Raw genomic sequence first — 22698 nt, 5'->3', positions numbered from 1 at the left:
TTTCCTAAGTAGGTTTTTCTTTATCTAGGCTCAATGATTAACTTAATGGCCGTTCGCTTTTCGTTATCAATCGAGATATCTGTAAAAGCAGGTATACAAATTAAATCAATACCACTCGGTGCTACGAAGCCTCTGGCAATTGCAATTGCTTTAACCGATTGATTTAGTGCACCGGCTCCAATTGCTTGAATTTCAGTTGAATGTTGTTCTCTTAGTACATTCGCTAGTGCCCCCGCAACAGAATTGGGGTTCGATTTTGCTGACACTTTCAATACATCCACTTAGGCAACCTCCTTGAGATCAATAGTTTATCCACTTTAACTATATTTTTAAAAGGAAGCCAATATGATGAATGCTTATAAAATTAATTAAAAAAAGGATGATCGTCCGAGATCATGATCCGTTCAATCGAGGTTGCTTTGCCTGTACTTTCATTCAAATCAATCACAACACCGCTTAATTGTGCTTTACCCGTCTTCGTTGCTTCAAAGCGAACAGGCAGTTGTGTTAAGAATTTTTTGATGACAGCTTCTCGATCTGTTCCAATAATACCATCATAAGGACCTGTCATACCAACATCCGTTATATAAGCCGTACCTTGATCTAACAATCGATTATCAGCAGTTTGTACATGTGTATGTGTTCCGACAACTGCAGACACTTGCCCATCTAAATACCAAGCAAAAGCAAGCTTCTCACTTGTTGCCTCAGCATGGAAATCAATAAAAATTAAATTCGTTCTTTTCTTTGCCTCTTTTATCAGATCATTCACCATACGGAAAGGATCATCTAATGGCGGCATAAATGTTCGACCTTGAAGACTAATAATCGCCACTTCCTTACCGTTAACATTCACAAAGTCCATACCTTTACCAGGTGTTCCTTCTGGAAAATTAGCGGGTCGCACCATCTTTTTGGCATCATCTATGAAATCAAAAATTTCTTTTTTATCAAATGTGTGATTGCCCATTGTTAAAAAATCAGCACCACTTGCGAGTAACTGTTTATAAATCTTTTCTGTAATCCCTTTTCCTGCGGCTGCGTTCTCACCATTCACAATCGTTAATTGCGGTTGATATTTCTGTTTAAGTTTTGGTAAGTAATGTTCCAGTTGATCTCTACCAATAGAGCCAACAATATCTCCGATAAATAAAATTCTCATGTCTGTGCCCCTTACGGTTATCATTTATTATTTATTTTCGCTATACTAGTTTCACACATGACGATTGTTATGTCAAAGCGAAGTAACGTTTTGATTCTCTAAAATAACTCCATTCTAGTTAAACATTGATACTCAAATAAAAATTGGAGTTCTATAATTCGAGAATTCATTCGTTTAATTGTCTTTTAAACTAACGTAACCCGTTTATATAAATGATTTTAAATTTATCAGCTATCAAAAATGGTGAAAAGACAAAAAAACAAGAATCACGCTTACGACTCCCTAACCTGTAGCACCCCATATGCACCAAATTATGAATTTAGTTTTTTTTTTGAGCTCTCCTCTCCTTCTGGATTTGCCTTTATAAAACACAACTTGCGTTCTATACTTTTTTCATGGAACTGATAACAGCAAAACCGATGACTATAAAACCAGCCGTTATCCAGATTAATAAATCCATTATTTACACCTCTTATTTATTATGAATTATTTACCTTTAGTATATATTTGAAGTTAAATTCTTAAAAATGATGTAGCCCAGATTTATGATATAATAAAAGGCGATTAATTCCATTTTAGAATCTTGTAGAACCTTTTTATGATGTCAATTTGCGAACAAATTCAACTACCTCTCTTCTTTGTTTGTACGAAATATCTTCACTTATTCATTTCGATTTCAAATTCCTATACACGAGCTTTAAGGCCCCAACATACTTAAACCTGATTCACAAATGAAAGTGAAGAAGTCCGGTTTTTTATTCGAATTCCAGATCCTCGAGGCTTTGGTCCGACTTTCTTTCACTTCTCACTATAACGCATAAAAAGAAATAGTGGGTAAGTTCATCCATCAATGAACTTACCCACTATTCTTAGTATGTTTATTCAGAAGACGGATCATGATCACATCGCCAAGGACTAGGAACCAAAATTTGATAAATCAATCTGCCATACACATAAAATGTGAATAGCAATCGCCACTTGAAACACCACTGTCATCTATTGACTAACTTTTCGATCAAACAAAAAAATAAACCCGAGAACAGCAGGTTTGCATCCATCATTTACAATGATCAAGGTAATATAAGTGTGCCTATATACCAAAGTATTACGATGTGTAGAGGGTAAAATATGTAGAATAAGTACTTTAAACCGATCCCCTTTTTACCATTGTATAACAGTAAGAGAGGTAATGCGAAAATCATCATCCATTGATAGCCAGCAAACCCAAACAAATGTTGGTAGAATCCATCAAGACGCCACCCCCATCTTCGTACAGAGTAAAACATTGCAAGACAATAAAAACTATAACCCGCAGCAACTGTCCATCTATTATCGTTTGCAAAGTAAAAGGAAACACCTAGTAGAATGATAAGAGGGCCGCCCTCAACTACAAGAACATTCCCAGAAATTTGACATACCAAAATTGCGAATGGGGTAGGTAGAAACCCCAAAACTTCCAGTAAGCCAAATAGGATAAAAGAAATAAATTGCCAAGCAAAGAACAATAGAAGTAGTTTTATCCTCTTATTTTCCAGTAGCATAATTAGGAATGCTATTAAAAATAAAGTAGAGAAGAAGTTCAGTTCAAGATACGGACCGCTCAAATCTGTATAGTAAATACGTAAATTTATAAATAGATTTATAAAGCTCATTCCGACTGCAGCTACGCCTAAACGCACCAAATACTTTATCCTATTGGACGTGTTTTTAAAACCGATAACTACGCAATAAATAAAGACTGGCGCTGCGATCCTTCCTATCCACCCCATCCAATCTGGCGTCCCCGATATGAATAATCCATAATGGTCAATAAACATGGTGATCAGTGCAATAATTTTTAGCTGAGTACTTGTCATGAATTTTCTCCCTTAATGTAAATGTGTGACATAAAGACAAACGCCAAAGAAAAACTTTAGCGTTTGAATAATAGTATTATACTACTCTATGTTTTAATTATTTTATCGTATGTGTCCTGAAAAATTACTAGGAGCATGAAATTTTAGATAATAGTCATTTGAACTGCTCAACCCGGTTTGCCTCCCAAAATGGCTTGCGCCAGGTCTCACATTCCAAGTTCGAACTGTAGTGTCCCGCCAAAGACTCCTCTTCTGCATAAGATCTACCCTCAAAGTGTCACTCCGGGAATTATTATTTGTGCTGTTCCGTGAAAGTCATATTGACCCCTGATACTCATATCCCATTCATTACACGGAACACCTAAACCTAATCGGGAAATTTCTCCTTCTCCCTCATCTAAGTAGGCGGGTATTTCGGGAGACACTCCGACGTTTTCTAGCACTTCTGATTCAACTTCAGATGATTCTTGTGCGGATACGACGGTAAACGAAACTAGCACAGAAAAAATAGCGATTGTCATTATTGAAACTGACAGTTTTCTCTTTTTAGCCCGCCTCTATATCTTTTTTCACACTAAGTCTAACAAAATAAGAACTTTATACAACAGTGAATGACATCTAATTTAGTTGAATCCTGTCTAATAATAAATTTTTGCAAAAAAAATTAAATAATATCATTACCCGAAAACTATTTTAGAGCTAAAAATAACGCTAACGAGTCAACCGACTCATTAACGTTATTTTATGTTTCCTGACTCTACTTTGCATACTCTACAGATCGCGTTTCTCGAATAACCGTCACTTTTATGTGACCTGGGAAATTTAATTCACTTTCAATTTGTTTACGAATGTCTCGTGCAACTCGCGTTGATTCGAGATCATCAATTTCATCAGGTTTTACCATAATTCTGACTTCTCGACCTGCTTGAATAGCAAATGACTTTTCAACACCAGCGTAAGATTCTGAAATCTCTTCTAGTTTTTCAAGTCGTTTAATGTAGTTTTCTAACGTTTCACTTCTTGCACCTGGTCTTGCTGCTGATAATGCATCAGCGCTAGCTACGAGGATAGAGATAATTGATGTTGGCTCTTCATCACCGTGGTGTGAAGCAATTGCGTTAATGACAACTTCATCTTCTTTGTACTTAACGGCTAATTCTTTACCAATTTCAACATGACTACCTTCTACTTCATGATCAATGGCTTTACCCATATCATGTAGTAAACCTGCTCGTTTCGCTAGATTAACATCTTGACCAAGTTCAGCTGCTAATAAGCCGGATAAGTGAGCTACCTCGATAGAGTGCTTCAATACGTTTTGTCCGTAGCTTGTACGATATTTCAAACGCCCGATAATCTTAATAAGATCTGGATGAAGGCCGTGTACACCTACTTCAAACGTTGTTTCTTCACCGACTTCACGGATATACTCATCGACTTCTCGACGCGCTTTATCCACCATTTCTTCAATTCGTGCTGGGTGAATACGTCCATCTTGCACTAGTTTTTCTAATGCAATACGGGCTGTTTCACGGCGAACTGGATCAAATCCTGATAATATAACCGCTTCAGGGGTATCATCAATAATAAGATCAATTCCAGTCAACGTTTCAAGTGTTCGAATGTTTCGTCCTTCTCGACCAATAATACGCCCTTTCATTTCATCATTAGGTAAATTAACAACAGAAACAGTTGTTTCAGCCACATGATCTGCTGCACAACGCTGCATTGCTAATGATAAAATTTCTTTTGCTTTCTTATCAGCCTCTTCTTTAGCTCGGTTTTCCGATTCCTTAATAATTAGCGCTGACTCATGACTAACTTCTTTTTCGACTCGTTCCAAAATAATTTGTTTTGCTTGGTCAGATGTATAACCAGAAATGCGCTCCAGTTCAGCTTGTTGCTCTTGCAACATCGCTTCTACTTTGCCTTCCATTTCTTCAATTTGTTGTTGCTTTTCCGCCAATGATTGATCCCTTTTCTCTTGCATACTTTCACGTTTATCTAACGTTTCATCTTTGCGGTCAAGGTTCTCTTCTTTTTGCATGAGGCGATTCTCTTGCTTTTGAAGTTCAACTCTACGTTCACGAAGTTCTTGTTCTGCTTCTTGTCTAAATTTATGATTTTCATCTTTTGCTTCTAAAAGTGCTTCTTTTTTAGCGACTTCAGCATTACGATGTCCTTCTTGAACGATTTGTTTAGCTAACTCTTCAGCACTGGAGATCTTTTTCTCTGCAATCGATTTACGAATCAAATAGCCAACAACAATACCGACGATTAGGATAGCCAAACTGGAGATGACGATAACCAAAAAGTCCATATAGTCCATGGTCTCACCTCCTCTTGCTATTCATTTTTTCCCACTTTTAAGTCGGCATGTACATTTCTTTCTCATTTCAAATGCGTCATTAATTAACTGTGTATAACAATAAAGCATTATTATACATATTTAATTCTAATGGTGCATATAGGTAATGTCAAGAAATCGTCACACAGATATTTATGAATGTTCATTCAATTTCGTCAATAATCATAATAAAAATGACGCCTTTTTTTACGAGGCGTCATTTTTAATCCAGTTATTTTTTACCTTCATCTTCTATCAACTCATTCGGAACATCTTCTTCTGGAGCTGGATCATCCATTTTATAGTGAGCACGAACTGTTCGATAAATCTCTTCCATAATTTCCGGATTTTCTTTCAAGAATTGCTTAGAGTTTTCTCTACCTTGACCTAAACGGTCTTCATTGTATGAATACCATGCTCCACTCTTCTTCACAATATCTAAATCAGAAGCAATGTCTAGTAGTTCACCGTGTCTAGAGATACCTTCTCCGTACATAATGTCAACTTCAGCTTGTCTAAATGGTGGAGCTACTTTGTTTTTAACAACTTTAATACGTGTTCTATTTCCAACCATTTCATTACCTTGTTTAATTGATTCAGCACGTCTGACCTCTAATCTTACAGATGAGTAGAATTTAAGTGCACGACCACCGGGAGTCGTTTCAGGATTCCCAAACATAACGCCGACTTTTTCACGAATTTGATTAATAAAGATCGCTGTAGTCTTAGATTTGTTAATTGCACCAGATAACTTACGTAGCGCTTGAGACATTAAACGTGCTTGTAGACCAACATGTGCATCACCCATCTCACCTTCAATTTCAGCTTTAGGAACTAAGGCAGCAACCGAGTCAATGACGACGATATCAACGGCACCACTTCTAACAAGGGCTTCAGCAATTTCTAAAGCTTGTTCACCTGTGTCAGGTTGAGATAATAGTAGTTCGTCTGTATCGACTCCTAAGTGTCTTGCATAAACGGGATCTAAGGCATGTTCTGCATCAATAAACGCCGCTGTTCCTCCTTGCTTTTGCGCTTCTGCAATCGCATGTAGTGAGACCGTCGTTTTACCTGATGACTCTGGTCCGTAAATTTCGACAACTCTTCCTCTGGGGTATCCGCCCACGCCTAGTGCTACATCTAAAGCTAACGACCCACTTGAGACCGTTGCAATCTTTTGCTCAGCTTTTTCACCCAATTTCATAATTGAACCTTTACCAAATTGTTTTTCTATTGATTTCAATGCCATATCTAAGGCTTGTTTACGATCACTCACTAACCATTCCTCCTCAATAATTTCAACTATCCCTATCATAACTTTTTTACTAACGTTGTACAAGCAAAATGCGAATAAACGTTCTTATTTTTTTGAAACATAATAAATGACCTATAATCAAGAAAAGGGCATTTCAATTGAAAACAGCTCAGTTTAATCTCTATTTTTCAAGTAATAATAGAGGAGTTCTAAGCCCTTTTTCGTAGCTCGATCTCTGATAGAATCACGATCTTTAGGGAATTGATAAGATCGAACTAAATAGTTGTCCCCTGATTGGTAAACCGCTATATATACAGTTCCGATTTCTCGTTGATCAATTGAAGCAGGACCTGCCACGCCAGTAAAACTAATACCATAAGTAGCGCCCAATTTTTCTTTCACTTGTTTAGCCATTTCAAGAGCTGTGTATTCACTTACTGCTCCTTCTTTTTCTAGCTTTTTCGAATCAATATGTAACATTTTAGTTTTCGCTTCATTTGAATAAGAAACGACACTCCCTATGAACGCTTGACTTGCTCCTGGTACGCTCACGATTTCATCAGAAAAACGACCGCCTGTTAGACTTTCAGCAACAGCTAATGTTTGTTTGCGATCTGTTAATAAATCAACGACAGATTGATTGAGCTGTTGGTCGTTGACACCATATATATAGTCACCGACTAATGCTTCAATTTCCTTTTCAGTTTTTGCAATCATCCGATCTGCTTCGTCTCTATTTGATGCTTTTGCCGTGATGCGCAAGGCAACTTCACCTGAAGTAGCTAAGGGTGCAATGGTCGGATTCGTCTGTGCATCTATAAGTGATTTCACTTGTTCTTCTAATTGTGATTCGCCAATACCGATAAACCGGATCATTTTAGATAATATGACAGCATTAGAACTAAATGCAGATCGCAAATATGGGATCACTCGTTCGATAAACATGCTTTTCATTTCACGTGGTACACCTGGAAGTGAAATAAATGTTGTTGCATTGGCATTCACAATCATACCTGGAGCGGTGCCTGCTTCATTTGGTATAACTTTCGCTCCCTTGATGAGCTCAGCCTGTTTAATGTTATTATCCGACATTTCACGGTCAGAACGTGTGAAATAGGCTTTAATGGCCAATAAAGCTTGTTCATTTAATTCAAGTGATGACTCGGCAACCTCAGCTAAAACATTTCGAGTAATATCATCTTCAGTTGGTCCTAACCCACCTGTAATAATAACCAAATCTGAACGACTCTTCGCTAACTTTAAGGCATCATACATACGTTCTGGGTTATCGCCGACTACTTGATGGTAATAAACACTGATCCCTTCATTCGCAAGCTTACTACTCAACCATTGAGCATTTGTATTCGATATTTGACCTAATAACAATTCCGTGCCAACACCGATCACTTCAGCTTTAATAGAATTCATTAGTTGGACTCCTTCATTACGTGCCAGTTTTTAACAAAATAATCTACACCAGATAACACCGTTAAGATGAGTGCAATATAGAGTAAGATCATGCCGATTGGCCAATCGAGATAAGAGAAAGGAAAATCATTTAACAACAGAAATGCCACAGAGGTCAATTGGAACGTTGTTTTCCATTTACCCATTTGTGATGCAGCGAGTACAGACCCCTCACCTGCAGCCACAAGTCTTAAGCCTGTGACAGCAAACTCTCTTGAGATAATCACAATGATAATCCAAGCTGGTGCAAGTTGCATTTCAACTAATAAAATAAAGGCAGCACTAACCAATAATTTATCAGCCATTGGATCCAAAAACTTTCCTAAATTCGTCACTAAATTATATTTTCTAGCATAGTAACCATCTACCCAGTCTGTTCCTGATGCTACAATAAATAAAATAGCAGCCACTAAATGTGTAACAGGCAACATTCGATAGCCAATTGAAATCTCACCCCAATTGAGAGGTAATGATAAAATCAATATAAAAATAGGAATTAAAAAAATACGAGACAACGTGATACGATTTGGAATATTCATAGCTTCTCTCCTTTAAAATTAGTCAATAGAAAACTTCCCCTTCCTACCATTTGATAAGAAGGGGAATATTTTAAGATTCAGGTTCTTCATTAACGAATAACCACAATTGTTGGACAGCGGTCGGTTGGATTTCTTCAGACAATTCAATTTCCTGATCGTTTATCGATAAAGAGACTGATCCGGGATTACCAAACCTTAAGTAAATGTAACCTTCATTCGGAACATCAAAAGAGATTGGTGCCTCACTTGATTGAAGCGTGGCATAGTGTAATGACTCACCATCTTCATCTTCCACTTCTAACCAACTACTTTCAGTTGTGTCAACAGATAATTCAAATGATTCTTCATCTGACTCATAATAATAAATCGACTGATCGTTCTCAAATGATTCTAAAGTCAATGTTGGTTCTACCTCTTCATCAGATTCATCATTTTCTTCGTCTGAATCGTCTTCTGTGTCGTTATCATTTTCTTCATCTTCTTCATCATCAGTATCATTTTCTTCGTCGTCTTCTTCCTCTTCTTCTGGAGGTAGAGATACTTCATCCCCTACACCATCATCGGTTTCTGTTACTTCCTGTGGTTCATCGGGTGACTCATCATCTGGGCTCATCGCAATTTGCCAAATGAAAAAACCAACTGCTGCAATCAGAATAACAACAAAAATGGTCGGCAATAACGTAGCAAACGGAGATGATTTTGATGGTTGTTTATCTCGATGTTTTGATCTTGTATATTGAATGGGCGCTTCTTGGTCAGGTTGCGGTAATTCACTTTGATGTTCTTCCATTAATACATATGGATCAAGACCAACCGCAGATGCATACTCTTTAATAAACGCCTTAGCATAAAATTGACCTGGCATTACAGAGAAATCATTTCGCTCAATTGCCTGTAGATGTCTTGTTTGTATTTTAGTTAAACGTTGTACATCTTCAATTGTCAGCTCTTTTTCTAATCGTGCTTCTTTTAATCTTTCGCCTATTTGCATATATAACACCATCCGTAATTGTGATCATTTCATTATAACCTATATTAACCATTAGTTACATAATAAATGATTTTAATCAAATATAAAAGAGCAAACTAAGGATTCGTTTAACAATTGTAACGGTTTATGACTGAAGTCACATGAATGTTGTCTACTCATTTTCTGACAATGGTTTAACCTTAAATACCGCAACGTTTGAATCCGTTACCCAGCTGTTTAAAAAGTCATTTGCTTTTTCTACTGTTAGACTCTCTAAAGTCGGAATAATATTAAAGTAATCAAGCCCTAACATTTCATATTGACTCGCCTCATTCGCGATCGAGGATACATCATTTAAATCACTTAGTAACTCACCGACCATTTTGCGTTTCATTCGTTCAAAATCAGATTCTGACATGGTATAATTCTTGAACGATTCAAATTGACGCTTCACAACTTGACCGAATTGATCTGCATCCGTCGTGTTTCCACCTACAATTGAGAAGGCGAACTGCTTTTGCCTTTCAGATTCAAATCCAATACTCCCATCAATTAAATTTAAATCATACAATTCTTGATAATATTCACCTGATTTTGAATAAAAGAAATCTAAAATTAGCTCAGCTAATAGTTCTTTTTCTAAAAAGCGCTCAGGATCGGTCTCAGGATGATCTTTGATTCCAACCATACATCTGCTCATATTAACCGGCATATGAATGACCCTCTCACTCGTCGCTACAGACTCCGGTTCATTTGGGTATTCTCGTTTAATTTCACTTAATGATTCAAATGTTTTCTTATCTTGATTGTTTTTAATAAACGTTAACATATCTTCCGGTTCAAACGATCCAACAAGGGTAAACGTCATATTAGACGGATGATAAAACGTATGATAGCACGTGTATAAATCATCTTTCGTTATAGATTGTATTGAATCAATCGTGCCAGCTATATCAATTTTAACAGGGTGGGATTCATACATCGTCTCAATTAATCCGAAAAAAGCTCGCCAATCTGGTTGATCATTATACATTTGAATTTCTTGAGCGATAATACCTTTTTCTTTTTCAACGGATGCTTCAGAAAAATACGGATCTTGAACAAAATCCAATAAGATTTCCGTGTTCTCTTTTAAATTATTTGTTGAAGAAAACAAGTAAGCTGTTTTCGTAAATGAGGTGAACGCATTGGCTGACGCACCTTGGGTGGTGAAATCTTGAAAGACATCTCGGTCTTCTTTCTCAAACATTTTATGTTCTAGAAAATGGGCAATTCCATCTGGGACAGTTATATAATCAGATCGATCAATCGGAACAAAGGTTTGATCAATAGAACCGTAATCTGTTGTAAATACGCCATAAGTTTGTGCCATTTCTTGTTTAGGGATTAAAATGACGTTTAATCCATTTGGCAACGTTTCTCGAATCGCTTCTTCATTTATTTGAGCATAGTAGGTTTTATTCATCGTTTTGACCTCCCTCTGATGTTAAGAAATAGGTAATATTGAGCTCGATTTTTTTAGCTATTTCTTGAATAGCCTGTCGATCAACGGATTGGATCGATTCAATAAACTGATCGACTGTTCTTTCCATACCACCTATTTTTTGATTATATAAAACCTCAATCGGTCCATATGGGTCATCTAACGTTTCTTTAAATTGATTAATAATCATTTGTTTGGCTTCTGTTACATCTTGCTCAGTGAAATCAGCTTGTCGCATTGATTCTAATTGTTCCAGTATGATGGATTTAGCTTGGTCGTAATCACTCGGTGCAATGCCACTAAAGACAAAAAGTAAACCTTTATGGCTCTCAAATCGAGAAGCAGCATAATAAGCTAAGCTATTCTTCTCACGTACATTGATAAATAATTTTGAACTCGGAAAACCACCAAATATTGCATTAAACACTTGAAGTGCCGGGTAATCATGATCATTTAAATGTGTATGCGTACGAAAGCCTAAGTGCAATTTACCTTGCTGAACATCTTGTGTCTCGATGACTTCTTTAACTTCTGGATTTTTAACAGCTTCTATATGTTCTGACGTTTGAACTGATTGGTTAGTGTCTCGACTGAAGCGGTCACCTACAATCGCCTCAATATCAATCGATGAGAAATCACCTAAAACATATAAATCAAATGTGTCATTTTTTTCAATGGATTGATAATAATCGAATAACGTTTTTCCATCAATCCACTCAAAATCCTCTGGATAGCCATGTACGTGTAATGAATATGGCTCATCCTGACACATTTCATCAATCATCCGTATATTTGCATAATGCATTTTATTGTCAATAATTGAATCAATTTTTTGCTTTAAAGTGTCTTTTTCGCGGCTCACAATGGCTGGATCAAAACCGTTTTTGTCCGCCTTTGGATTATAGAGTGCTTCTTTAAAGAACTCAATGGCATTTTCAACAATTGGCTCATCTGTTTTCAAATACGTTGGATTAGGCACGTTCATTCTAGCGGTTAAAATGTGTGTTTCACCCTTCTTTGAACCATCAATTGAAAATTTAGCACCATATAGATCATCTAAAGCTTTTCTAAACTCATGTGCTGTTGGGTATTTATTATTTCCTTGTTGAATAACGAATGGAAGTAACGCACGCATCGTTATATTCTCTCGGTTTAAGGGGCTTGCAAATTTACCTACAATTTGGACGGTCTTAAATTTTTTACTGTCTATAATATGTAGCGTGTAGCCTTGTTTTTCAATTACTTTTTCATTTAAATCAAACATACTTATCCTCCTTAGTTGCGAATACCATCAGTCTAACCAATTTTTATGACTTGATTACATTTTACATGAATAAGCTTAAGTAAACAATTATTAGAAAAGCCACCTATTATTTAATAGGTGGCTTAATATTATCTATTTAGCGGCTTCCTTTAACATAAGGATCACCTAGAGCTCGTGGTGATTCAGCACGACCGATGAAACCAGCTAATGCAAGAATCGTTAGTACATATGGTGCAATTAGTAAATAAACATTCGGTACATCAGCAAAAATTGGGAAGTTACGTCCAACCACACTCAGTGCTTGAGCAAAACCGAAAAAGATTGCTGCGCCCATCGCGCCTAACGGATGCCATTTTCCGAAAATAACAGCTGCTAGTGACATGAAACCTTGACCAGAAATAGTCATCGCACTGAAGTTTAATGAAATGGTTAAGGCGTAAGTTGCCCCTCCTAGTCCTGCTAATACACCAGAAAGAATAACGCCGATATAGCGAATCTTCGTCACACTAATTCCGTTTGTATCGGCTGCCATCGGATGCTCTCCTACAGCACGCAAGCGAAGTCCAAACGATGTCTTAAATAACACAAACCAAACAAAAACGGCTAATAAAATCGCAATGTACGAAGTGTAGTAAGTACCACTAAAGAACATTTCCCCTATAATCGGTATATCAGATAAAATAGGTATTGTTCTTGTATAAAACGGCTCAGCAATTGAAGCTGTTTGACCACTACCGTAAATTTCACGTGTCAAAAAGACACCCAAACCAACTGCGATCATATTGATGGCCACACCACTTACCACTTGATTCGCTCTAAATGATACAGAAGCCACAGCATGCATCATTGCAAAAATACCTGCTACTATACCTGCTGCTATCAACGATAACCAAGGCGTAAATGTGCCAAAGACCTCAGCGAATGTCAAGTTGAATAGGATACCAATAAATGCACCCATGACCATTAAACCTTCTAAACCGATATTAATAACACCCGAACGCTCACTGAACACTCCACCTAATGCAGTAAAGATTAATGGAGCAGAATAAAATAATACCATTGGCATTATTGACTGGAGTAAATCAATAATTTGCATTTATTTCTCCTCCTTTTTAAAGCGTAATACAGCCCATCTGATAATGTAACTTGATGCGACAAAGAATATAATAATTGCAATGACAATTTCAACTAACTCTGATGGAACACCAGCTACAGGCGGCATACTCAACGATCCCACTTTTAGTGCCCCGAATAAAAGTGCCGCTAGTACTGAGCCAATCGCCGTGTTAGCACCTAAGAGTGCTACAGCAATACCATCAAATCCTAGGTTAGAGAATCCAGCGTGTGTATGCATGGCACCAAATGTTCCTAAACCTTCCATAGCACCAGCTATACCAGCAAAACCACCGGCAATCAACATTGCCATAATAATATTTTTCTTTACACTCATACCAGCATATCTTGCAGCATGTGGATTAAATCCAACCGCACGTAATTCATAACCATACGTTGTTTTTTCTAGAATGAACCACATGATGAATGCACCAATAATAGCTACGATAAAACCCCAGTGAATTTGAGAGCCACTAAAGAAATCAGTCAAAAATTCTGATCTGAGTGATGCTGATTCATTGATTCGGTATGTTCTAGAACCTGATTCGAGTAAGTATGCTCTAATAATATGGTTCGATACGTGTAACGCAATATAGTTCATCATAATCGTCACAACAACTTCGTGAACACCACGTGTTGCTTTTAAGAGACCTGGCACAAACGCCCATAATGCTCCCGCTAGTGCAGCAACAAGAATTGACAGTGGTAAGTGAATAACAGCTGGAAGATCGAATGTAATACCAAACCAAACAGCTGCTAACCAACCAACAAACACTTGTCCTTCAGCACCAATATTGAATAGACCACTTCTAAAAGCAAAAGCAATCGATAGTCCTGTAAGCGCTAGAGGGATTGATTGTCTTAATGTCTCTCCTGTATAATACGCATTTCCAAACGCACCATTCCAAAGTGCAGTGTAACCATCAATTGGACTATATCCAAACACAACCATAATAATAGCTCCGACTAAAAAACCGAGCAATATAGAAAATAGAGGAACTAATAGATTAAATTTTCGATTAGAAAACATTAGTTTTCACCTGCTTTCTCTTTAGTGCTACCTGCCATTAATAAACCGAGTTCTTGTTCATTCGTTTCTTCCGGTTTAACATTAGCAACAATTTCACCGTCAAACATAACGGCAATTCGGTCACTAACATTCATAACCTCATCTAACTCAAATGATACAAGTAAAACAGCACGTCCTTTATCACGTTCTTTGATGAGTCGCTTGTGAATATTTTCTATAGCCCCTACATCTAAACCACGAGTAGGTTGTGCTGCAATTAATAAGTCAGGTGATCGATCAACTTCTCGAGCGATAATTGCTTTTTGTTGGTTACCACCTGAGAGTGAACGTGCCTTTGTTTGTGGTGAAGGCGTTCTAACATCATAATCTTCAATTAATTGATTCGCGTGATCATAAATGTTTTTAAAGGATAAAACTTTACTATTTGAAAATGGTTTTTGGTAGTACGTTTGTAAAACCATGTTTTCTGCAATTGGATAATCTAAAACCAAGCCAAATTTATGTCGATCTTGTGGAATATGCGCAACACCAGATTCTGTTACTTTACGTGTTGATAAGTTTTCAATATTTTTACCATTTAATTGAATCGATCCAGATTCAGATTTTCTAAGCCCTGTAATCGCTTCGATCAATTCAGATTGTCCATTTCCATCAATACCTGCAACACCTACAATTTCACCCGCTCGAACATCTAAGTTGAGCCCTTTTACCATCATCGCTTTACGGATATCTTGTACATGCAGATCTTTAATTGACAGAATATTTTCTTTCGGATTCGCTTCTGTTTTTTCTGTTTTAAATGAGATTTGACGTCCAACCATCATCGACGCAAGTTCATCCACATCAGTTTCATTGACGTTAACAGTACCTACACCCTCACCTTTTCGAATAACGGTACATCTATCACTAACTTCCATAATTTCTTTTAATTTGTGAGTGATCAATATAATAGAGATACCTTCTGAAATTAATGATTTCATGATACCGATTAATTCTTTGATTTCTTGTGGGGTTAAAACGGCAGTTGGTTCATCTAATATTAGAACTTCAGCCCCGCGATATAGTGTTTTTAAAATCTCTGCACGCTGTTGCATCCCAACAGAAATATCACTTATTTTCGCTTTAGGATCAACACTTAAACCATAGCGCTCTGACAATTCAGCGATTTCTTTCTCTGCTTTTTTTAAATCGACAACGCGTCCTTTACCTTTAGGTTCAGCTCCCAAAATAATATTTTGAGCTACCGTGAATTTTTCAACAAGCATAAAGTGTTGGTGTACCATTCCGATTCCTAAACGATTTGCGACGTTTGGATCCGTGATGGTAACAGGTTTACCATTCACTCGAATTTCGCCCTTTTCAGGTTGATACAAGCCAAATAAAACATTCATTAATGTTGATTTACCAGCACCATTTTCTCCTAATAAAGCATGAATTTCACCTTTTTTTAATTGAAGATTAATATTATCATTAGCTACGATGCCCGGAAATTCTTTTCGAATGTTTAGCATTTCAACAACATAATTGTCCATTCTGTTCACTCCTTGTTTAAAAAGGTTCGAAAATCGCCAAATGAAAAGGGGAGAGTAGGGTCTCTTCATTTGATGATTTTATAATAAAATCGACTTTAACTATTTGCTTCACCAGATTAAGTAAAGAAAAGGCTAGATCTCACTAGCCTTTTCTTTTTGTGTTTTTAAAGTGAATCAATAAAGTCTTCTAATTCTTCATCTGTTTCTGGCACAACAATGTCACCATTTAGGATTTGTTCTTCCCAGTCTGATACTTCTTCATGGATTTCATCCGTATATGCTTCATCATTTGTATCAGCGATTGAAATTGCATCGTCTTCTAGTCCTAAAATAAGGTGTTCTCCACCCGGGAACTCTCCTGACATAGCCATTTCTGATACTTCCTGAACAGCAACATCAACACGTTTAACCATTGATGTTAAAGCAACGTTGTGATCACCTTGTTGACCTTCATCATACTGGTCACGGTCAACACCAATTACCCAAACAGGGTCATCTGGATTGTTTTCAATACGATTTCTTGCTTCAGTAAAGATACCGTTACCTACAGCACCAGATGCGTGATAAATAACGTCAATTCCGTCACTGTACATGCTGTTTGCAAATGAACGACCCATTTGCTCATCACTGAATGTTTCAGCATACTCAACACGAACATCAATGTCTGGATTAACCGATTTCACACCTGCAACAAATCCGACTTCAAAACGTTTGATTAATGGGCTTGTAATACCACCAACAAAACCGACTTCATCTGATTCTGTCTTAAGAGCAGCGGCAACACCTGCTAGGAATGAACCTTGTTCTTCAGCAAATGTAACACTTGCTACATTATCAGCTTCGATAACATCATCAACAAGAGCAAAGTTAGTATCTGGATTGCTCTCTGCAACTTGTTCTACTGAGTCCATTAGCTCAAAACCAATACCGAAGATTAGGTCATATTCTTGTTGAATTAAACCATTTAAGTTAGGCATATAATCTGCCGCGTCATCTGATTGAGCGTAATCATAGCCTTCACCACGTTCTAAACCATGTTCTTCGCCAAATGCTTGAATACCTTCCCAAGCTGATTGGTTAAATGAACGGTCATCAACACCGCCTTCGTCAGTTACCATGGCAACTGAGAAATCTGGTGCTTCTTCTTCTGTTTCATCTGTCGTTTCTTCTGTTGTTTCATCATCAGTTTCTTCTGCTGGCTCTTCATCTTCAGTGCCACAAGCACTAAGTACCAAGATAGCTGATAACAATACGGCGAAGATAAGCATTAATTTGTTCTTCATGTGAATACCCCCATTAAAGATTATTGTTGACCAAACTTCATTTCGAATCGATCGATCTCACTAAATGGTCACTCATCCATTCGACTTCTAACAACATGAAACTGAAACGCATCACTTCTAAAATAATTAGCTGAATACAAAATCGGTTCATCATCTTCAGTATAATGAATTTGCTTGAGAAGTAAGAGTGATTGTTCAAGACCACAATTTAAAATATCAGAAATCTGCTCATGATACCCTATCGGTTCAATAAAGGTGTGCGCATATTGTATGCGCTTACCTTTATAATGCTCGATAAGTTTAAAAATAGACTGCTCATTGTGAATTTGTCCAATTGGGATTGTCCGTTCATCTACCTTATCAATACAGTAAACAACGGGTTCACCATCTGCCGTTCGAACTCGTTCTAATCTGGCAATTGTTTGGACGTCCAACGAGTGGAAGTGAACCAAATCATCTTGTGTCGGCTCGATCACTTCGGCTGACACATACTGAGTACCTGGTTCTTTCCCCGCCTTCCTGATCATGTCAGAAACACTGCCTAGCTTCTCAATACCTGAAGAATAAATTGGTTGAGGATTCACAAAAACCCCCATGCCTGATTTACGATGGATCCGATTTTCTTCAACTAATCGAGAGATGACCGCTTTCATTGTTTCTCGAGATGTTTGATAACGAAAAGACAATTCATAAATCGGTTGTAATTTTTCGTTAGGATGATAAATCCCCTTATCAATATCATCTCTTAATGAAAAGAGCACATCTTGGAATGAGTCATTTGGTTCAATCGTCATTTAAAATCCTCCAGTTAGCTGAATCAAATCGATTGGTCACTTACAATATACCATTTAACTTAAGTAAAATAAACAGAAAAAAGACAAAATCTGATTTTTCTCCCTAAATAATAATATTGTCATTAATCTGAATATTCGCTAATTAAAACCTTTCTCGGTTTGGATCCTTCATAAGGACCAACAATACCACGATCCTCCATCTGATCAATGATGCGTGCCGCTCTTGTGTAACCAATTCTAAAACGTCTTTGTAACATAGATACTGATGCACTTTCCATTTCTACAATAAGTTGAACTGCATCATGAAAGAGTTCATCCTCTGGTTCGTCATTTGATTGATCGGATTCAGTTGGTATCATCTCTTCTTGATAAGTCGCTTTTTGTTGATCAATGCAATAGTCAACAACACTTTCCACTTCATCATCGGATAAAAATGCACCTTGTATACGTGTTGGCTTATTCGCTCCAACCGGCATAAATAGCATGTCACCTCTACCTAGAAGTTTCTCTGCTCCTCCAGTATCCAATATCGTTCTTGAGTCCGTTTGAGATGAGACACTAAATGCAATTCTAGACGGAATGTTCGCTTTAATCACACCTGTAATCACATCGACAGATGGGCGTTGTGTTGCAATAATTAAATGAATACCTGCTGCTCTTGCCATTTGTGCTAACCTAGTAATCGCATCTTCTACTTCATTTGATGCAACCATCATTAAGTCAGCTAATTCATCAACTAATACAACAATGTATGGGAGCTGTGGCTGTTTTTCATCTTCATTTTTGGATTCGTTTTCCCTTTGTATAAATTGATTGTAACCTTCTATATTGCGATTATTCGTTTCTGAAAAGAGTTCATATCGTCTTTCCATCTCAGACACGACTTTCTTTAAAGCTTGCGCTGCTTTCTTAGGATCTGTTACAACGGGCGCAAGAAGATGTGGAATACCATTGTAAACATTCAATTCGACTTTTTTAGGATCAATCATCATCATTTTGACTTCATGGGGTTTTGCACGCATCAAAATACTTGAAATAATACCATTAATGCACACACTTTTACCACTTCCTGTTGCACCGGCAACGAGCATATGAGGCATCTTATTTAATTCGCTGACAATCGCTTCTCCTGAGATATCTCGTCCAAGTACAAAAGACAAAATTGATGCATTTTTCATTTGTTTAGCCTCTAAAACTTCTCTCATCGTCACCATTGCGACTTCTTGGTTTGGTACTTCTATACCAACAGCAGATTTACCGGGAATAGGTGCTTCAATACGGATATCTTTTGCAGCTAACGCTAATGCCAAATCATCATGTAAATTGACAATCTTACTTACCTTGACCCCCGCTTCAGGATAGACTTCATACTTTGTAACCGCTGGTCCAACATGAACCCTTGTAACTTTTGCTTGTACACCAAAGCTTTTAAATGTCGATTCTAATTTCCGTACAATGGATTGTATGTGGTCTTTTGCCTGATGTTGTTTTTTTGTTGTTGGCTCCTTTAACAAACTTAGTGAAGGGAGGTTATAATCAACGTTTTCCAATTCGGTTAATGGCGCAACGTCAATTTCTTTACTCTCTTCTTCTTGTTCGCTTGCTTCGTTTGTATGGTTTTCTTCTTTAACTGGAGTTGGGTACGCGATTTCTGTAAATTCCTCGATTACCGGTTCAGAGTCAATAACTTCTGCCTTATTTGATGATTTTACTTTGTCTTTTTGACTTTCTTTCTGCACACTTTTGTTTTTTTTGCTTTTAATTGTATTATATGACTTTTTTAAAAATTGATTAAACTGGTCAAAACGTTTTTCAATCATTTCACCTAACGATAGATTCGTCACAAAAATAACACCAATAATTAGCATAACTACTGCTAAAAACAGAGCACCTGTCGTGGAAAGAAGTATATGAGTGAAAGCATACATACTCCCCCCCACTAATCCTCCACCTAAGGCACGACTTGATACATCATTTGCTAAGTAGTCAAAATAATTTGACCAACTAAGACGTAAAATAGAAGGAGAAGCGTCTCCAGCTAAGTAAAATCGATACTGTTCAATATGACTCAACAATAATATGCCTAAAAAGAAAATGAGAAGTCCGACCAATTTTCGATTAAACAAATCTGGTAATTGACGTTTTATCATTAAATAGAGCCCCAAAGTGAATAAGGTAATTGATGCTACAATATACCAATATCCAAAGAAGAACCGAAAAATATTTTCAAGCCATAAAGGAATAATCCCCTCGCTAATCGATCCTGCACCACTTCCAAAAATGGCTAAAAGAATAAATAATATACCGTACAATTCAAATTGTAATTGGCCTTTTAATTTATTTTTCGATTGCTTACGTTTTGTCTTTTTCTTAGCCATTTTAAATCTCCTTCATTCTAAAACTAAATTATGTAATACATTCCATATATTCATTATATGTCGTAACGAAAAGAGCACAATACCTTTACGAAAAGATATTGTACTCCGATCAATTATATAAGGTCTCGAATTAACTGCTCTTCTACCTCATTCACGTTGACAAGTGGAAGTCTAACTGTACCTGTATCAATACCTTTCATGCGAAGTGCCGCTTTAACTGGAGCTGGCGATGGTGCAATAAATAGTCCTCTCATAATCGGCAACAATTGTCTGTGAATTTCTGATGCGCGTTTAACATTCCCTTGATTAAACGCATCAAGCATTTCTTTCATTTCATTTCCGACAATGTGTGATGAAACGGATACAACACCATCTGCACCAATTGATTTAAGTGGTAAGGTTAAACTATCATCACCACTATAAACGGTAAAGTCTTCATCTGTTTGATCAACGACTTGACTAATCGCATCGAGATTACCACTTGATTCTTTAATCGATACAATGTTTTCAATTTTTGATAATGCAACGATCGTTTCAACAGTCATATGAACCATTGTTCGACCTGGAATATTATACATCATAATCGGTAGTGAAGTGGCCTCAGCAACTGCCAAGAAATGCTGATATAAGCCAGCCTGATTTGGTTTATTATAATAAGGCGTAACAAGCAAACTAGCATCTACACCGATCGCTTGTGCTTCTTTGGTCAGTTTAATGGTTTCTTTTGTGTTATTTGAACCTGTACCTGCAATAATAGGAACACGACCATTTGCAATATTTACAGTATGTTCAAATAACTGAATCTTTTCATCATGTGTTAAAGTTGGCGATTCCCCTGTTGTACCTGCGACGACAATGCCATCCGTTCCTGAATCCATTAAATGATTCATGAGCTCTGTTACTTTGTCAAAGTCTATTTCATTATTTTCATTGAAAGGGGTCACCATAGCTGTTAGTAATTGGCCAAAATTCATATACTAAAAAACTCCTTTCTTATAACTCATTTAAAGCAAATGCTCTATGAAGTGTATTGACAGCTGTTTTTAACTTATCTGCCTCTACAAGTACCCATATTGTTGTATGTGAGTCTGCTGATTGCAGGATTGGAATCCCGGATTGGGCTAAACTTTGAACTATCGTTGCCGTCACACCTGGCACTCCTGTCATACCTGCACCTACAAGAGCTATTTTAGCACATTTTTGATAAAAATGTGGTGCATAGTTCATCTCCAATAAAATTCGTTTTACTTTTTCTTGGAAATGTTGTGGAATTGTATAAAGTATACCGGAAGGTGTTATGTTTATAAAGTCAACAGATATACCATGATCTGCCATCGCTGTGAAAATTTCACTATGGTTAATTGGCGCTTTATCTGAGGATTCGACACTTACTTGAGTCAGATCGGCTATATGGGCAATACCTGTAATCAGTCGATCCGGCACATCTTTAGTTTGTGAATCTTCTATTTTACTAGTCACTAGCGTTCCGACATGCTCTTCTACAGTTGATCTTACTCGGATGGGGACTTTCGCTTGCATAGCAAGTTCTACCGCTCGAGGGTGAACAACTTTTGCACCTTGATAAGCCAAATTACTAATCTCATTATAAGTCACAACTTTTATCGTTCTCGCATCTTCAACCACTCTAGGATCAGCTGTTTTAACACCATCAACATCTGTAAAAATATCAATATACTCTGCACCTAAGGCCGCTCCTAGGGCTGCAGCAGATGTATCGCTTCCGCCTCTACCAAGTGTTGTGGTATCACCATTTTCATCTTGCCCTTGAAAACCAGCAACCACCACTACATCGACAGTTTTTAATTCGTTTTTAAGACGCTCAACATCCATCGATTTGATTTTCGCTTGCGTGAATTGACTATCAGTTATAAATCCTGCTTGAGCTCCAGTAAGAGCCGTTGCATTAATTCCATTAGCCTTTAATTCATTTGAAAACACAACAGCTGATATGATCTCGCCACAACCTAATAACAGATCATACTCTCGATCGGTTTGAAAGCCGTTTGGATAATCGATGAGGGACAAAAGAGTGTCAGTTGCATACGGCTCAGGCGTTCTACCCATCGCCGAAACAACTGATACCACTTTGTTTCCTTCGTTAAGTGCTGTTTTAATGTGTGCTATCGCATGTTGTCTTTTTTCTTTTTGGCCAACTGATGTTCCGCCAAATTTTTGAACTATAACGTTCATCTTTCACACCTCTA

19 protein-coding genes are annotated in these 22698 nt (G+C 37.2%); all 19 read right to left on the bottom strand.

Going from position 1 to position 22698, the window contains the following annotated elements:
- Positions 1-20 precede the first annotated feature (20 nt).
- The gene (locus BLR62_RS03325) at positions 21-281 is read right to left on the bottom strand and encodes a stage V sporulation protein S (RefSeq protein WP_090793153.1); all 261 of its coding nucleotides are present in this window, start codon (positions 279-281) and stop codon (positions 21-23) included.
- A gap of 83 nt (positions 282-364) precedes the next feature.
- A complete protein-coding gene (locus BLR62_RS03320) occupies positions 365-1162 on the bottom strand; it encodes a TIGR00282 family metallophosphoesterase (protein WP_090793150.1) in 798 nt (265 codons plus the stop codon).
- A gap of 1070 nt (positions 1163-2232) precedes the next feature.
- Entirely contained in the window at positions 2233-3018 is a 786-nt protein-coding gene (locus BLR62_RS03315) for a TraX family protein (RefSeq protein ID WP_090793147.1), read from the bottom strand.
- Between the two features lie 269 nt (positions 3019-3287).
- Positions 3288-3539: a hypothetical protein gene (locus BLR62_RS03310; RefSeq protein ID WP_090793146.1), complete on the bottom strand. Its 252-nt coding sequence runs from the start codon at positions 3537-3539 to the stop codon at positions 3288-3290.
- A 236-nt stretch (positions 3540-3775) separates the two neighbouring features.
- Complete coding sequence (rny, locus tag BLR62_RS03305) at positions 3776-5338, bottom strand: ribonuclease Y (RefSeq protein ID WP_090793782.1); 1563 nt, start codon at positions 5336-5338, stop codon at positions 3776-3778.
- Between the two features lie 259 nt (positions 5339-5597).
- On the bottom strand, positions 5598-6641 hold the full coding sequence (gene recA, locus BLR62_RS03300; protein ID WP_090793143.1) for a recombinase RecA: 1044 nt from the start codon (positions 6639-6641) through the stop codon (positions 5598-5600).
- Between the two features lie 153 nt (positions 6642-6794).
- A complete protein-coding gene (locus BLR62_RS03295) occupies positions 6795-8048 on the bottom strand; it encodes a competence/damage-inducible protein A (RefSeq protein WP_090793141.1) in 1254 nt (417 codons plus the stop codon).
- Positions 8048-8626 (bottom strand): CDP-diacylglycerol--glycerol-3-phosphate 3-phosphatidyltransferase, encoded by a 579-nt coding sequence (gene pgsA, locus BLR62_RS03290; RefSeq protein WP_090793138.1) that lies wholly within the window; start codon positions 8624-8626, stop codon positions 8048-8050. Before pgsA ends, BLR62_RS03295 begins: the two co-directional genes overlap by 1 nt.
- 70 nt (positions 8627-8696) lie before the next feature.
- On the bottom strand, positions 8697-9629 hold the full coding sequence (locus tag BLR62_RS03285) for a helix-turn-helix domain-containing protein (RefSeq protein WP_245719384.1): 933 nt from the start codon (positions 9627-9629) through the stop codon (positions 8697-8699).
- A 139-nt stretch (positions 9630-9768) separates the two neighbouring features.
- Positions 9769-11061, bottom strand: a complete 1293-nt coding sequence (gene yfmH, locus BLR62_RS03280; RefSeq protein WP_090793135.1) for an EF-P 5-aminopentanol modification-associated protein YfmH — start codon at positions 11059-11061, stop codon at positions 9769-9771.
- Positions 11054-12343, bottom strand: a complete 1290-nt coding sequence (gene yfmF / locus BLR62_RS03275; RefSeq protein ID WP_090793132.1) for an EF-P 5-aminopentanol modification-associated protein YfmF — start codon at positions 12341-12343, stop codon at positions 11054-11056. The genes yfmH and yfmF overlap by 8 nt, the downstream gene beginning before the upstream one ends.
- A 136-nt stretch (positions 12344-12479) precedes the next feature.
- Positions 12480-13439: an ABC transporter permease gene (locus BLR62_RS03270; protein ID WP_176759198.1), complete on the bottom strand. Its 960-nt coding sequence runs from the start codon at positions 13437-13439 to the stop codon at positions 12480-12482.
- On the bottom strand, positions 13440-14486 hold the full coding sequence (locus tag BLR62_RS03265) for an ABC transporter permease (protein WP_090793129.1): 1047 nt from the start codon (positions 14484-14486) through the stop codon (positions 13440-13442).
- On the bottom strand, positions 14486-16018 hold the full coding sequence (locus BLR62_RS03260; RefSeq protein WP_090793127.1) for an ABC transporter ATP-binding protein: 1533 nt from the start codon (positions 16016-16018) through the stop codon (positions 14486-14488). Before BLR62_RS03260 ends, BLR62_RS03265 begins: the two co-directional genes overlap by 1 nt.
- A 164-nt stretch (positions 16019-16182) precedes the next feature.
- A complete protein-coding gene (locus tag BLR62_RS03255) occupies positions 16183-17301 on the bottom strand; it encodes a BMP family lipoprotein (protein ID WP_090793124.1) in 1119 nt (372 codons plus the stop codon).
- Positions 17302-17369: 68 nt separating this feature from the next.
- A complete protein-coding gene (locus tag BLR62_RS03250; protein WP_090793122.1) occupies positions 17370-18095 on the bottom strand; it encodes a GntR family transcriptional regulator in 726 nt (241 codons plus the stop codon).
- A 122-nt stretch (positions 18096-18217) separates the two neighbouring features.
- Entirely contained in the window at positions 18218-20473 is a 2256-nt protein-coding gene (locus BLR62_RS03245; RefSeq protein WP_090793120.1) for an FtsK/SpoIIIE family DNA translocase, read from the bottom strand.
- Positions 20474-20586: 113 nt separating this feature from the next.
- Positions 20587-21447 carry a 4-hydroxy-tetrahydrodipicolinate synthase gene (gene dapA, locus BLR62_RS03240; RefSeq protein WP_090793117.1) on the bottom strand — a complete coding sequence of 287 codons (861 nt, stop codon included), beginning with the start codon at positions 21445-21447 and terminating at the stop codon, positions 20587-20589.
- Between the two features lie 19 nt (positions 21448-21466).
- Complete coding sequence (gene dapG, locus BLR62_RS03235; RefSeq protein ID WP_090793116.1) at positions 21467-22684, bottom strand: aspartate kinase; 1218 nt, start codon at positions 22682-22684, stop codon at positions 21467-21469.
- Between the last annotated feature and the right edge of the window lie 14 nt (positions 22685-22698).

It is taken from the genome of Pelagirhabdus alkalitolerans, assembly GCF_900096905.1.
Classification (GTDB): domain Bacteria; phylum Bacillota; class Bacilli; order Bacillales; family Amphibacillaceae; genus Pelagirhabdus; species Pelagirhabdus alkalitolerans.
This window is presented reverse-complemented; position numbering and strand designations above follow the sequence as displayed.